This is a genomic window from Parasphingomonas zepuensis (assembly GCF_036663735.1).
In the GTDB taxonomy this organism is placed as follows: Bacteria; Pseudomonadota; Alphaproteobacteria; order Sphingomonadales; family Sphingomonadaceae; genus Sphingomonas.
In genome coordinates this window covers 269,964-282,846 of record NZ_JAXOJO010000001.1, presented here as the reverse complement: position 1 = coordinate 282,846, position 12,883 = coordinate 269,964, and the positions used below count along the sequence as shown (strand labels likewise).

At 63.4% G+C, this 12,883-nt stretch carries 15 protein-coding genes; 5 read left to right on the top strand and 10 right to left on the bottom strand.

Features of this window, described 5'->3' with window-relative positions; genetic code table 11:
• Positions 1-158 precede the first annotated feature (158 nt).
• Positions 159-1,058, bottom strand: coding sequence for an HNH endonuclease (locus tag U1769_RS01410; RefSeq protein ID WP_332711054.1), 900 nt, complete (start codon positions 1,056-1,058; stop codon positions 159-161).
• 270 nt (positions 1,059-1,328) lie between these two features.
• On the opposite strand from U1769_RS01410, the gene U1769_RS01405 reads away from it, so the two are divergent.
• Positions 1,329-1,556: a hypothetical protein gene (locus tag U1769_RS01405; protein ID WP_332711052.1), complete on the top strand. Its 228-nt coding sequence runs from the start codon at positions 1,329-1,331 to the stop codon at positions 1,554-1,556.
• Between the two features lie 97 nt (positions 1,557-1,653).
• Here the strand turns inward: U1769_RS01405 and U1769_RS01400 are convergent, their stop codons facing one another.
• From U1769_RS01400 to U1769_RS01390, 3 genes are all read right to left on the bottom strand, one after another.
• Positions 1,654-1,959: a hypothetical protein gene (locus tag U1769_RS01400; RefSeq protein ID WP_332711050.1), complete on the bottom strand. Its 306-nt coding sequence runs from the start codon at positions 1,957-1,959 to the stop codon at positions 1,654-1,656.
• 236 nt (positions 1,960-2,195) lie between these two features.
• Positions 2,196-3,872 (bottom strand): terminase, encoded by a 1,677-nt coding sequence (locus U1769_RS01395; protein WP_332711049.1) that lies wholly within the window; start codon positions 3,870-3,872, stop codon positions 2,196-2,198.
• The gene (locus U1769_RS01390) at positions 3,869-4,513 is read right to left on the bottom strand and encodes a terminase small subunit-like protein (protein ID WP_332711047.1); all 645 of its coding nucleotides are present in this window, start codon (positions 4,511-4,513) and stop codon (positions 3,869-3,871) included. Before U1769_RS01390 ends, U1769_RS01395 begins: the two co-directional genes overlap by 4 nt.
• A gap of 128 nt (positions 4,514-4,641) precedes the next feature.
• On the opposite strand from U1769_RS01390, the gene U1769_RS01385 reads away from it, so the two are divergent.
• From U1769_RS01385 to U1769_RS01375, 3 genes are all read left to right on the top strand, one after another.
• Positions 4,642-5,103 (top strand): hypothetical protein, encoded by a 462-nt coding sequence (locus U1769_RS01385; RefSeq protein WP_332711046.1) that lies wholly within the window; start codon positions 4,642-4,644, stop codon positions 5,101-5,103.
• 157 nt (positions 5,104-5,260) lie between these two features.
• Entirely contained in the window at positions 5,261-5,734 is a 474-nt protein-coding gene (locus U1769_RS01380; RefSeq protein ID WP_443030162.1) for a DUF6932 family protein, read from the top strand.
• A gap of 60 nt (positions 5,735-5,794) precedes the next feature.
• A complete protein-coding gene (locus U1769_RS01375) occupies positions 5,795-6,694 on the top strand; it encodes a hypothetical protein (protein WP_332711043.1) in 900 nt (299 codons plus the stop codon).
• A 441-nt stretch (positions 6,695-7,135) separates the two neighbouring features.
• Here the strand turns inward: U1769_RS01375 and U1769_RS01370 are convergent, their stop codons facing one another.
• From U1769_RS01370 to U1769_RS01345, 6 genes are all read right to left on the bottom strand, one after another.
• Positions 7,136-7,522 (bottom strand): hypothetical protein, encoded by a 387-nt coding sequence (locus U1769_RS01370; RefSeq protein ID WP_332711041.1) that lies wholly within the window; start codon positions 7,520-7,522, stop codon positions 7,136-7,138.
• A 96-nt stretch (positions 7,523-7,618) separates the two neighbouring features.
• Complete coding sequence (locus U1769_RS01365; protein ID WP_332711039.1) at positions 7,619-8,296, bottom strand: hypothetical protein; 678 nt, start codon at positions 8,294-8,296, stop codon at positions 7,619-7,621.
• Entirely contained in the window at positions 8,293-8,955 is a 663-nt protein-coding gene (locus tag U1769_RS01360) for a hypothetical protein (protein ID WP_332711037.1), read from the bottom strand. The genes U1769_RS01365 and U1769_RS01360 overlap by 4 nt, the downstream gene beginning before the upstream one ends.
• A 220-nt stretch (positions 8,956-9,175) precedes the next feature.
• Positions 9,176-9,793: a hypothetical protein gene (locus U1769_RS01355; RefSeq protein ID WP_332711036.1), complete on the bottom strand. Its 618-nt coding sequence runs from the start codon at positions 9,791-9,793 to the stop codon at positions 9,176-9,178.
• Between the two features lie 237 nt (positions 9,794-10,030).
• The gene (locus U1769_RS01350) at positions 10,031-11,434 is read right to left on the bottom strand and encodes a hypothetical protein (RefSeq protein ID WP_332711034.1); all 1,404 of its coding nucleotides are present in this window, start codon (positions 11,432-11,434) and stop codon (positions 10,031-10,033) included.
• Positions 11,435-11,549: 115 nt separating this feature from the next.
• Complete coding sequence (locus tag U1769_RS01345; protein ID WP_332711032.1) at positions 11,550-12,200, bottom strand: DUF998 domain-containing protein; 651 nt, start codon at positions 12,198-12,200, stop codon at positions 11,550-11,552.
• Positions 12,201-12,253: 53 nt separating this feature from the next.
• On the opposite strand from U1769_RS01345, the gene U1769_RS01340 reads away from it, so the two are divergent.
• Positions 12,254-12,880, top strand: a complete 627-nt coding sequence (locus U1769_RS01340) for a TetR/AcrR family transcriptional regulator (RefSeq protein WP_332711030.1) — start codon at positions 12,254-12,256, stop codon at positions 12,878-12,880.
• The last annotated feature ends 3 nt before the right edge of the window (positions 12,881-12,883 follow it).

Genomic DNA, 12,883 nt, shown 5'->3' with positions numbered 1-12,883 from the left:
AGGGCGTGGCCGCGGTACTCGATCCATGGTGCCCGCGTCTGCCCGGCCTGTGCCTTTATTATCCGGGGCACCGGCATGTGCCGGCGAGCTTGCGCGCATTTATCGACGTTATGCGCGCGAAACCGTGAGGGGCGGCCGGCGACCGAGACCACCGCCGCTCAAAGCTTGAAGCAGGTGTCGCGGTGCCATTGCAGGAAATGCGGATGCGGCCGATCCGCCGGGCGCAGCGGCGGCAGGGCGTGGCCGCTCTTGTTGATCATGGCGTGGATGCCGTCGGGATCGTTGATCTGGCGGGAGACGAGGATCTTCAGATCGTCATCGAGGCTGATCAGCCCGCGATCGAACATCCAGTGCACCGTGCCGGAAAGGGCGAGGCCGTTGTTGATGATATCCGGCCCGCTCGCCTCGACCGGCCGGATATGCGCTGCCTGCACTTCGGCCCGGCCGCCCCCGTTGATCAGCTTCAGCCCGGTGATCGCGCAGCGCTCGTCATAAGCGCGCAGCACGACGCGGCGGAAGATGCGATCCCGCACGATGCGCGATCCGACATAGGCGATGCGATCGCGCTCCTGCTCGAAGGCGAAGGGCGTGCGCTCGTCCTGCACCAGATTGGCGAGCGCCGGATCGTCATCGCGCGGCAACAGCGCATCGTCCCCGCCCAGGCCAAGCGCGATGATGCGGTTGAAATCCTCCGCCGACAGCGGCCGCACCGCCGATTGCGCGCGGCCGGATATGGCGCCCGCCGCATTCAGTAAGCCGCGCTCGACTGGATCGCCGGGCGTGCCGAAGGATACGGGATTGGCGAAATCGAGATAGCTGCCCGGCTCGATCACGGCGATGTACATGCCCGGCGTCCCCGGATCGGGAATGATTCGCGCAACCTTGGCGACGGCGAAATAGCCGCGCGTCCCGGGCACCTTGCGCGGCTCGTAATAGAGGATCCAGTCGCCGACGGTCTGCTCGGCGCGCGTCAGGTACGGACGGGGGAACTGATAGCGCTCGTCGGGTCTGTCGTCGTAGATCGAATCCGAACGGTGGATGAAAACGCCGAAGGCCATGCGGCTGGATAGCGAGAAATGGGCGCGAGTTATAGGGTTGGGGGCGTGACGGTTTTGGGGTCACTGGGATTTCGGCTCAGCTCCCATTTGCAGCCGTTGGGGGACGCTAGGGCGAAGACTGAAACCCGTCGGTCGTTTAGCTGAGCGCAGGGAGGCGGCTAACGCCCACTAGCGTACGTCGGCGGGCCGATGCACCATGGTCCGATGTTCGGGTTCCACGACTATACGACCGATCCGCGGAGCGGCCGTCCGCAGCCTCACTATTTGTGGGTGGCCGAAACCGTCACCACGTGGACCGCTTGGGTGCTGGCCGCGAGTTTTCTGGTCGGTGGATTTGCGTTTTACGTGAAGTCGCAAGAATTAGACGTTCCGTTGCAGATGGTGCTGAGCTCAATCCTGTTGGCCGCGATCGCTTATTGGCGGCAAACTATGCTTGTTCGGAAGCGAGCAGCATTGCGCGACGCCGTTAAAGCTTATGAAGCGATGCTCGCTGACTAACGTAGCTCTCGGCCCAACGCCGGACATCTAATCGCGTGAAAACCGAGAACGGCGCGGGAATCCTTCCCGCGCCGCCTCGCTCAGCCCTAAGGCTACCTCACTTCTTTTTCTTATGCTTCTTCTCCACCGCCGGCTCCTCCGCCGGAGCAGCGGCGTCGCTCGCCGTCGCGTCGGGCGTGGTTGCCGTGTCGGTGCCGGCGCTGTCCGGCGCGGGCTGGGCCCGGTCGGTCGGATAGGGCGCGGGCGGCAGGCCGGCTGGGTCGGCCGTGGTCGTCGGATCGGTTGGCGCCGGTGGGGTCTGCGGCGCGGTCTGGTCGCTGGCAGGCGGCATCTGCTGCGCGGTGGCGGGCAGGGCGAAGGCGAGCGCCGCGCTGGCGGCTGTGCTCAAAATCCTGATATTCATGGTGAAATCCTCTCGGTGTCTCTGTTCCCCGTTGCCCTTTTCTGCCCCAGCCGGGGCATGGATGCGACTGGAAGGCGATGATGCGAGCCGGCGGCGGGGCGGGTGGCGTCATGGCTTCATGCCGTCGTGGCGGCATACCGTCCTGCCGCCATGGCGCCGTTCCGCCATGCCGTCATGCCGTCGCCGCGCGCCCGATTCCGCCGTCCCGCGGGCCCGTCACGCCCCACCCGCCGCCCTCAATCCGGCATGCGATAGAGATAGGCATAATCCGCCTCGTTATCGGCATCGCGATACGCGTCGCCCATCTCTCCATAAGGATCGGCCGCCCGCCGACGCCGCGCCTGCCAGCGCATCTCCTCCCAGTGATCCGCCTTGATCGTGCGGAAATTGGCCAGGCACACCGCGTCCCCCGCATCGGGCGATCGGCCGAGCAGCGTCTTCATCTCGTCCTTCGATCGCACCAGGATGCCGCGCGCCGTCGCGCGCCACTGATAGGCGGCGAGATCGGCGCGCAGCGATGCGTCGTTGGGCAGGGCGATCGGCGCCGCCCCGCACGGATCGAGCGCCTCGCGCAGGCGCCACACCATCTCGGCGCGCATATTGGCGAATTTCATGCGGCCGTCGGCGCTGCCCGTGGGGGAGGAATTGGCGGCGTTGATCGCCACCGTCTGCACTTCGTTCTCGGTGAGGAAATTGGCGGTGGTCAGGCCCCATCCGATCACGTCGACATGCACCACGGCCCGGTCGCGCCGGTGGCGGATGACATGGCCGGCGGTGATGGGCCCGCCCTGTTCCTGCGGGATTTCGTTGCCGGGGATGCGGATCAGCGCATCGAACCAGCTGCCGTGGCGGCACGCGATGACGAAGGCGTCGCGGCCGCCCACCGCCACGTCCACGCCCATGCTGTCCATCTCGCCCTTCTGGCCCAGCTCGCGCGGGCGCCAGCGCGCCATCGCCGCATCGATCCACGCACTGGGGATCGCCTGCCAGGCGTCGTCCTCCACCCCGGCGGCGAAATCGCCGTTGAGCATCTGCGATCGCAACGGCTCCGGCATCGCCTGCAGCGTATCGATATAGCCGGTGCGCATGTAGAAGGCGTTGTCCGTCACCCGGCTCGGCACGAAGGTGCGCGATCGCGGGGTGATGATCTTTTCCGGGCCGAACTCGGCCGGATCGAAATCATGCACTGGCTCGCCGTTGAACAGCACGAACGGCCGCGCATCGGCCAGCTCCCTGTCCTTGCCGCGGATCGTGCTGAACCAACGCAGCTCGCCCGGCTCGGCCGGGTTCGGGTGGCCGGGGTCGAGCCAGGGCGCGAAATAGGCGATCACCCAGCGCCCCTCCGCGCTGGTCGGCGGGTTGAACGTCATCACCACGCGGGCGCGCTGGCCGGGCTCGCTGGTGCGGCACCATCCCATCACGAAGCGCACCTGCGTCTCGCGCAGCTCGGTCGCTTCGTCGAACGCGATCAGGTCGTGCGGCCGGCCCTGGAATTTATGGTGATCGTCGGGATGGTCGAGCCCGCCGAACTCGATCAGCCGCCCGCCCGGCAGGCGCCAGCCCGAACGCTGCGCGCTATAGCCCCTGCTCGATCCCAGGATCTCGCCAAGCCGCTGCACGATCCCCTCGGTCTGCACCTTTTCGCGGCGAACGATCAGCGAGCGGCGATGCGCGGTCAGGGCAAGGCCCGCGATCAGATCCGATTTGCCGCCCCCGGCCGCCCCGCCATAGCCGGTGACGTCCGCCGCGCTTTCCAGCGCGCTGGCCTGCGCGCCGGGCTGGGCGCGCCACGGGCAGGCAGCAAGATCGATCGTGGCGAACCCGGCCAGCGCGGCGCGCTCCTCCGGAGAGGCGCGGGCGAGCAAAGCGTCGAGCGCGGCGGAATCGGCGGCGGGTCTGGGCTGGCCGGTCATGCGATGTCCTCATGGTCGATCACGGTCCCGCCCATCTCGCAGCCCATCTCCCCCACCCCGTCGCCCATCCCGCCCTCCATCTCGGCGCCCATTTCGTCGGCGCTGAAATCGTCCCAGTCGTCGGCGGGATCGCGCGCGGCGACCGAGGCGAGGATGGCGCTGATCCGCGCGGCGAGCGCGACATTATCGGCCAGGCGGGGGTCGGCCACTATGGGGGCGTCCGGTCCGGGCGCGCCGACCGGCCCGCCGATCAGGCCCGCCACGCCGCCGGTCGGCCCCAACCCGCGTACCGCCAGGTTGAACCGCTGCGGATCCCAGCGCGCCAGGATGCGCATGCGCGTGTCGATGCGCAGGCGGGATCGCGCCACGCTTTCCGGATTGCGCTGCGGTTCCTTGCCGTCGCGCTCGATCCAGTCGTTGCGGCTGTCGTCGGCGATCTCGAGCATCTCATCGACCAGCGCATCGAAGCCGAGCGCGCGCGCCCGCGCCATGCCGGCCTCAAACGCCGGGTCGCCGAGCCATTTATACACGGTCCGCCACACGATGCCGTTCTCGCGGCACAACTGGGTCAGCGGGGTGCCGGAGGCGATGCCGTCAAGTAACAGCTGCTCCAGCTCGGGGGTGCGGTGAGTCTTGTCCATGGCGCCGGGTTAGCGCGGCGCGGGCGGGGTTTGAATCGATGGGGTGGCAGGTTGCGGCGCTATGTATCGCTTGCGGAACAATCAGAGAACAGAGTAGCCTGCGATACAGAAAATCGGAGGGACACGGCATGGCAAGCCCGATCGCGAAATCTCGGTTCCGCCCTTGTGTTGTTGCGCTGGCAATCGTCATCGCGGCGGCGTTGCTGATCCTGCCCGCCGCGCCGGCCCGCGCGCAGGGTGACCGCACCAGCCGGCAAATGTCGGCCCTGTCGCCGGACATGGCCAATCGCGTCTCGCAGGAGGATCTGTTGTCGGTGCTCGAGCCCAGCGGAAAGATCAGGCTTACCGGGTCTCCGCGCCGGACGAACCTGATGACGAAATCCTATGGCACTGAGTTCGAAGGGGTGTGCCGGCGCGATCTCGTCTCGTTGCTATATGCGCCGGTAAAGGCCGGTCTTCCTTCCGCCTCGGCGCGCCTTCGGCCCTACGGTATCGAAACCACGCCGATGTTCCGCATCAAGGTGCGGGCCGTTGAGGGGCTCAACGGCATCGTCGGCAAGCGCCTGACGTGCGAAACTACTGGTCGCTAAAGACCCCTCTCCAACGATACCGAAAGCCAAACCCACGGAGCGCAAAGCGAAGAGCCGGTGGAGAACCAAGCCACATAGGCCGTGATGGCCGTTTGACTCTTGATTTAGTCCGCTCGTACCAGTGACGTGAGAAACTAGTACAGCGGGCGGGGGCAACTTGTACAAACCTGATCACGAGCCGTTATTGTCTGCCGGTCGCCACGAGATGACGCCCGCAGAATTTAAATCTCGGTTTGTGGTCGGGCTTGGCGGTGCCGCGCGCTCGCAGATCTGGGAAAGATTAAAAACATCCGTTCTGGATGAAATTGTAAAGTTAAATATTCCTTGTGAGCTTTGGATTGATGGGAGTTATATAACTCTATGTCCAGAGCCAGATGACATTGATGGATCATTGATGGTGTTGAGTGAGGTTATTGATAATCTCGATCAGGATGGTATTACTTATCTAAACAAATTCGATGACTATGAGCCATGGTTTCATAAGTCGCTTGATATTTTTCTATGCCAAGTTTACCCTGTCGGCAATCCGCTGCGGGGTGATATGAACGACCCGGATGGATGGGCCAAGCAGTGGTCGAGCGAGCGGAACTCGGGTTGGCTTAAAGGATTTGTGGTTATACCGTTTAGGTAGAAAATGGATTTTTCGGAGGCTCTGTCCCTAGCGCGAGAGCACACGTCGATTGTGCAGCGGATGGAGTTTGCGCTCCGCGGAGCGCCGGGCGATAGCCGCTTGGCGCTGGGACTTGGCTCTGCGCGCCGCCGTGCAGAGCGAAGCCGGGAGACGCTTGAGGGATACGCCGCTCAAAGCCAAATTGATTTGATCAACTATCGGCTTGTCGGTGCGTCTGATATTTACGCTGTTGAGGCTGTCGCAGACAGCGTTCGCGCCTTTCAAAAATCTTTCACCAGTGCGGCTGATTTTTTAGAGCATGGCCCGAAGGCAAAAGCAAAATACTCGAACGAGATTGAGCGGAAAACACGTCTCAACTTTGCCTATACCTATCCCGGATCCTTAGGTATTGTTTTTGCCGTTGAGAATCAGCGCGACTTGTACGCGGATGGTGACTTTGATCCGATAATTGACGTGTTTAGCCAGTTCCTAAATGTAAGCGATGAGACGGAAGCAATTGATGCTTCGCGGCATATGGGTGCCGCTCTAATTGGCCAGCTTTGCTGGTGGGTCGATGTAAACGCAAAATGGGATACGTCAATTGATCTAGTAGTCAAGCGACCCGGCGGGCTTCAACGGGGCCAATTTGTCTCAAAGAATCGCTTTATAGACCTTCACGACATTTTTCATTCTGCCGTGGACTCCGAACCATCGACCTTTGAGGTATCTGGCATGCTGGTCGGTTTGGATATTGAGCCAGGGAGCTTTCACTTTGTTGTGCCTGGCGGCGAAGATTATCGCGGCGGCTTGGCCGACGATTTTGTGAAGCAAAAGAGGACCGTGCCAGATCGGTATGTCGCTACGATTCACGAAGACGTGAAGCGGGTTGTCGCAACGGGCAAGGAAACCCGCACGCTGAAGCTCAAGCACCTCGAACCGATTCCAAGAGAGCAGAAAGGCGAGCCGGTTTCTCAGGAATGACAGATACAAAACCCAACTCGACAAGCTCAAGGAAGCCGCGCGCGACCTTGAGACGACGACGACCCTGAGCGCTTCAGGAGCGGCTAGGGAAGCTGGTGAAGCATAAGCCGGTGCCGGAGCAGGAGTGAGCGGGTGGAGACGGAACGGACCCCGAGGAGTGTTGGCGAGCCTCGCTCAAACTCCAGCAAGGACACTTACGCCGCCTAGAGAGCGACGAGCGCAGTAGCCCTAGGGAGTTCGAGGACACTCGCAGTCGCGTCGAGCGCATTTGGGAACAGGGGCTGCCTGAGCGGCGAGCGAAAGGCCGTCCTAGCTGCCTCCCCTGAAAGGCGGGTCTGTAAACTACACAATCGCAATGCGGTGTGTCGATAAACCGACTATCGGGTCAGCGGGAAATGGGCGGCCGGCGGGACGGCGTTTGAAAGCTTCGCCTCCCCGGCGTTATCGGCGCACGAATTCCGCGACCGTGTAGAATCCTGCGCCCTGTGCGGCGACGACGTATTTCCGCCCCTTCTCGAACGGGAGCGCCGGCTTTTCGCCGTGGTAGCCCGGGGGTATCGTGGGATAGATGATCTCGGAAACGCATTTCCCTGCCTTTTCGGCGTCGGGCGGAAGCGAGATTTCCCAGAGGACGCTGGCGCCGACCTCTCGCCCGTCGCTTATGTCCAGGCTCTCGATACAGGCCGGATCATCCTCGTCATCCACGGTCTGGATCGATATGCGGCCATCCGGCAACTGCTCGATCCTGATCGGAACCGACAGCTGGCAGGATGAAAGGGTCAGGCAAGCGGGCGCCAGCAAAGCCCATGGCGCGCGCCTATAATCCATCGGTTCTCATCCCCGATGCCATTGCCGGCCTCCCCGACAAGGCGGGACGCCGCCTCTGTCTATCTCGTCACGCAGTCGGCCCGCCTCGCGCCATGATTACCCCTCCGCTCGGTACGTACCGAAGATCGTCCCGGTCCTGCAGATATCGTCATATCCATCCGGCGAGACGGCGGACAATTTCACGCTGGTCGGGCTCAGCGCCTGCAGGGCGAAGGTGAGGGGCCGTCCGTCCTGATTCAATTCGTCGTACACGGTCATCTTGCCATATCCAGTCGCGGACAGGGCCCCGGTCGCCGTAAAACCCGCGCAATCCCACATCCGGCCTTTCGTGGAGAAAGTGGTGACGGCCACCACGATCGAACCGTCCCCGACGGGAAGGACTGACATCTGGCCGGCCCAGGCGGTTCCCGACAGCATGAAGGAACCGGTTCGCCACGGCATTCCGTCCACGGGCCTCCGCCCGTTGCCGTTGGCGAAATTCAGCCTGTCGAGTTGCGCCGTGAGTTCGACGAGCCGGCAGCGATTGTCGATACAGGCGGCCTGGCGCTGCTTCCACGCATTGATCGTCAGGGTGAACGGGTTCCGGTCAGCACCCGGATCGGGGAAATCTTCATCGAAATAGAACAGGAAGGTCTCGCGTGCCTCCCGATAGCCGGCATCGACTGATCGCTGCAATGTCGCCACCGCCCGATCGGAGATCGCCGGCCGCTCCGTCGCGCCCAGTCCTCCGCTGATGACAAGCGTGCCGAGAAGGATGGCGAGAAGGCGTCTCATCCTATTTCCTCGACGAATGGCAGCCGGTCGCACATCGGTTCATCCAGCTTCCTCCAGCCAGCAAGAGCGTCGGGGGATCTTATGATGAGCACAGAGGCAAATTCCTGCGCGCCGCCAACGCCATAGCCGGGTCGGACGATTACCCAAACGTCCCGAATATGCGCGATGCGCGGACAGCCTGCTTCCCGCGTATTCTCGAGGCTCCGGTACAGCCAGACGCTCGCCTGAGGCCAGTGCGGAAAGAGATACTGCATGACGTGTCCGTACATCGGGGGGACTTCCCGCCGGATCCGGGTTACCGCGTCCTCGCCGATGTCGAACAGGGGAACGAAAATCGATATCTCGCTGGCCTGCTGAGGCGATCGATACGGTTCGATATGGGTCGCGCCGACACAGCCCGAATTATGCCGATGCACCCATTTGCGCACGCCCCCATTGAGGCAGGGAAACAGCCGTTCGAAATCGGCCGCCACGACTGCGGTCGGCTTGTCGATGCCGGGGATGACCGGGTCTGTTTTTGGGGGCTGGGTGCAGGAGAGCAGCATCAGCGCGGAAAACAGGGAGGCGACCGGCGTTGCAAGGAAGGGGCTTGCGGAAAAGCGCGCACGCCCATTCCCAACCCCTCCCGGCCAATCGCAGACGACAAGGAGGCGCCACATACGTCGCGCAACCATTGGAGCGGACACAGATGACGCCCTTTCCATTTCGAGCCGCAGCGTTAAACGCCGAATAGGAATATGATCCCCTTTTGTTCCTATAGAGTCAATGGTGGCTGCAACGGTTCGCACCGGCATATTGGCTTAGTCAGCATGATATCGATCGCGCTTATGGCGTCCTTATTGCTAATTATCTTCCTCCAACTCACATTTACCGCGCCTGTCACGGCGTGGTAAGTTCACGGACCATCTGCCGCATTGCTTCGTCCAGCCGCTCGGCGCAGCGAGGCACCGGATAAGCGGCGCAATCGGCGTTGCGGATGGCGGCCCAGCGGCGAGTCACAGCCCGTGTCGTCAGGGTGTCATCGTGTGTCGCGGCGCGCAGGCCCGGCGTTCGATCGATCCAGTCGAACAGCCCGGCCTTTGCCCGCACGGCCATCCGGGATGGCGGCGCTGGAACGGTACCGGTCAAGATCTCCGCGCGCCGGCGCGCCAGATCGGCGTAGTTGGATACCGCCACCACAATATCCGCCTGGGCGTAATTGCGATAACGAGCGCGGTCCGGATTGATGGCTTCTAGAAAGAGGCCGATCATCTCTGCGAGGAGGGCTTGCCGCAACGCGTGCGTGCGAGCGCGCGGCAGGAGTTTGTCATAGGCTTCGATCGCCGCACCGTCGCAGGCCTGGAGATAGGCGGGCGTGGGGAGTTCCTCGCGATTCCTGCAAGACTCACGGCGTGTGGTAATGCTCGCAATCGTCCGCTTTGCACGCTGTATCTCACGCGCGCTGGCGGGCTGCGTCCGTGTTGCGGCGCCGGGTGCGGCGGTGGTGAACAGGGCCATCAGCACCACACCGGCGATCGCAGCACCAACAACGGATTGTATCTTCCCCCTATGCGTCATTTCGATCCCTGCCTCGGGTACCATCGCGTAACGTGCGCCCGGTGACTTCATCCGTCCGGGCTTTGCCGACGCATGGTGTGATTCTCATTATGATCTTCTTTTGTTCAAAAAATCAACCCGCCCGACATACAATAGCTGCCGACGAAAACGAGTCGGCATATGCTGTGCAGCGACCGCTCAGCGCCTTGCTTTTCGGTGCAACGTTTGCGTGGCAGGTGGCGTGACATTTGCCGGATCGTACATATACAGAGTCACATCGATCCGCTCATCAGTATACCTATTCATGAACGCTCGGTACGCCGCGTCGCGATCCTGCCCATTGGCGGCAAGCAAAGCTTTCCGTTTTTCTTGAGGCACATTTTCATACCAATGCGCCGCCTTCACGGGTTGACCTCCGAAAAAGCGCCTTGCGCCGTCCAATCCTTCATGATGTGCGATATAGGCGTAGCGTGCGATGGCGGCCGGGGACTCATCCAGGATCATTTTGCGCGCTCTTAGAGCAGCAATATTATAAGAAGCATAATCTGCTGCGGCATAAATCGAATGATCGGTGTCGAAACGAAGTTCTAGGAAGTCCTTTTTGTGATCTTCTTTCATCTTGCCATTACGATCCAGATAACCTAATCTTTGCGCGACCTCATTCAAATAACTTCCACGCCGTTCTGCTTCGCCAATCCAGGTTGTGGCAACGAACTGAGTGAGGCCCGATGCTCCTGTATCGGAGTTTTTGCTTTTCGGGTCCCACTCGTTTCGGCTATTGCGACGTGCCTCTGCGCCGATGAACGCAGCAAGGGTCTGGGGCGCGAGACCGTATTTCCACGACGCCATGACGATCGTGTCATCATATTGTTGGTTGACGCCTAGATTCAGGTTTGCGGGCGAGTAGGGATCTTGCGTAGCAAGGCCGAGCGATCTTTTTCTTTGAAGATCGAGCAAGCCGGCCGAATTCAGCAAACGACCTCTGGTCGCCTTATCCGTATCTTCCTTGCTATTCCTCGGCCGAGCGGTTGCCTTGTAAGATCGGGATAACGCCTCGAAGGCCTTGTTCGGGCCAAACCCCGCAGCCGGTGCGGCCACAGGCCCCATCGAGGCATCGCGGCTCATATCTGCACCGGACAAAGTCGCCAGATCAATCTTGCCGTTGACGCTCGCCATCAGAGGGTGGCCGATAAAGGATATTTGCGTGGGTGAAGGCGAGCCGCCGGCCGACGCCGGACGTTCGCGGCCGTCGGCAACGGAGGGATCGATTGCCACATGTGGCCGGGCTGACTGATGAACTGCGTCTGGTACTGCAAGCAGTGGTGCATTGTTCGGCCGCTCGCTGAGTACCTCCGAACCACCCGCACGCCACCACTTCACGGCCTCCGGAGCCGAAAGCTCGCGGGGCGCCAGTCCCTCGGCGAGCAGCGCATAGCCGAGATACTCATCTACCTCCGGATAGGTCGCGGCGCGCTTGCCCTGGGTGAGGTCTTCCAGGTCCTGCTGCATGCGCGAGATCAGCCCCATCGCATAATAGGTCCCGTCGGGGCGTTGCCGGCGCAGGTGCACGGGCAAGGATTCGTGCATCTCCTCCGGCGTCATCTGGTGGATCGATTTCGGCTCGGGCGGCCGCGGGGGGAGCGGCGGGTCTAAGCGCCCGGCCTGAACGGTTGAATCGACGCGGGCGGCTCCGCGGCGACGCGGCTATCCGGGGCCCTCAGCCCCAGCGCGCCAGCGGCCAGGCGACCACCGCGATCCACGCGGCATAGCCGATCATCAGCAGGCGGTTGGCCCAGCCGAGCAGGCCGGGGCCGTTCATCCCGCCCTTCGACGCCAGCAGGATCCCCGCGGCCATCACCACCAGGCTGATCCAGATCACCGCGGTCAGCGGCAGCAGCGGGGCGCCGGCCCAGTCGGGCCGGGCGCGCAGCGCGAGCGATAGGAGCAGCACCGCGAGGATCTCGCCCGGCACCCCGATCATGAACGACACGCCGTGCATCCGCCCCGAGAGCGACGCGTCGGCCGGCGCCGTCGTGATCGGGTCCATCGGAAACAGCGCGGCGAGCGCCAGGCCGACGCCCGCTGCGATCAGGCAGGCCAGGCCGATCCGCCCGGTCAGCGTCGGCAGCTGCCCGATCAGCGCTGCGCCCAGCGCCAGGCTCGCCGCGGCGAAGGCGGCAAAGCACAGGCCCATGATCCAGCCCCGCGCGCCGACCGCATATTCGCTGATGACGTGCCAGCCCGGATCGAGATCGCGCCGCACGGCGTGCAGCACGGCCAGGGCCGCGACCGCGAGCAGCGCGGCGCCGATAGCGGCCCGCGCGGCGATCTGCGTTGATTCAGTGACGAGGGCAGGGGACACTGGCATGGTCGGTCGTCTCTTCGCTGTCGGCCAAATTCACTGTAGTAAGCTATATCGAAATGTCAACGAAACCCAGGCGCGCCTATTCCTCCACCCGCCGCGACGAGGCCGCCGCCGCGACCCGGGCGCGCGTGCTCGACGCTGCCCGCGCCCTGTTCGTCCGCCGCGGCATCGACGCCGCGACCATCGCCGATCTCGCCCGGGCGGCCGGGGTGTCCGCCTCGACCGTCTATGCTTTGTTCAAGTCCAAGGAGGGCGTGCTGCGGGCGCTGATGGAGGCGGCGCTGTTCGGCGGCCGCTATCAGGCGGCGATGGCGCGGCTCCAACACGTGTCCGGCGCGGTCCCCCGCCTCGCCGCCAGCGCCGCCGTCGCCCGCGCCATCTACGAAGGCGAGAGCGCCGAGCTTGGTCTGATCCGCGGTGTAGCTACCTTTTCACCTGCCCTGCGCGCGCTCGAACAGGACTTCGAGGAGATCCGTCTGGCCCAGCAGGAAGGGCGGATCGAGCAGCTTTACGCCGAGGGCCGCGCGCGCGCCGGCCTGCCGATCGCCGAGGCGCGGCGGCTGCTGTGGATGTACACCAGCCGCGATCTCTATCGCATGCTGGTCCACGAATCCGGCTGGACGCCCGACCGCTACGAGGCATGGCTGGCGCAGACCTTGGTCGAGGCGCTGGTGGAATCCTGAAAC

Excerpts from the sequence above, each read along its gene's own strand:
- U1769_RS01410 (WP_332711054.1), bottom strand. The coding sequence starts at position 1,058 with ATGGCCTTCGGCGTTTTCATCCACCGTTCGGATTCGATCTACGACGAC.
- U1769_RS01400 (WP_332711050.1), bottom strand. The coding sequence starts at position 1,959 with ATGAATATCAGGATTTTGAGCACAGCCGCCAGCGCGGCGCTCGCCTTC.
- U1769_RS01395 (WP_332711049.1), bottom strand. The coding sequence starts at position 3,872 with ATGACCGGCCAGCCCAGACCCGCCGCCGATTCCGCCGCGCTCGACGCT.
- U1769_RS01390 (WP_332711047.1), bottom strand. The coding sequence starts at position 4,513 with ATGGACAAGACTCACCGCACCCCCGAGCTGGAGCAGCTGTTACTTGAC.
- U1769_RS01385 (WP_332711046.1), top strand. The coding sequence starts at position 4,642 with ATGGCAAGCCCGATCGCGAAATCTCGGTTCCGCCCTTGTGTTGTTGCG.
- U1769_RS01375 (WP_332711043.1), top strand. The coding sequence starts at position 5,795 with ATGGAGTTTGCGCTCCGCGGAGCGCCGGGCGATAGCCGCTTGGCGCTG.
- U1769_RS01370 (WP_332711041.1), bottom strand. The coding sequence starts at position 7,522 with ATGGATTATAGGCGCGCGCCATGGGCTTTGCTGGCGCCCGCTTGCCTG.
- U1769_RS01365 (WP_332711039.1), bottom strand. The coding sequence starts at position 8,296 with ATGAGACGCCTTCTCGCCATCCTTCTCGGCACGCTTGTCATCAGCGGA.
- U1769_RS01360 (WP_332711037.1), bottom strand. The coding sequence starts at position 8,955 with ATGTGGCGCCTCCTTGTCGTCTGCGATTGGCCGGGAGGGGTTGGGAAT.
- U1769_RS01355 (WP_332711036.1), bottom strand. The coding sequence starts at position 9,793 with ATGGCCCTGTTCACCACCGCCGCACCCGGCGCCGCAACACGGACGCAG.
- U1769_RS01350 (WP_332711034.1), bottom strand. The coding sequence starts at position 11,434 with ATGACGCCGGAGGAGATGCACGAATCCTTGCCCGTGCACCTGCGCCGG.
- U1769_RS01345 (WP_332711032.1), bottom strand. The coding sequence starts at position 12,200 with ATGCCAGTGTCCCCTGCCCTCGTCACTGAATCAACGCAGATCGCCGCG.
- U1769_RS01340 (WP_332711030.1), top strand. The coding sequence starts at position 12,254 with ATGTCAACGAAACCCAGGCGCGCCTATTCCTCCACCCGCCGCGACGAG.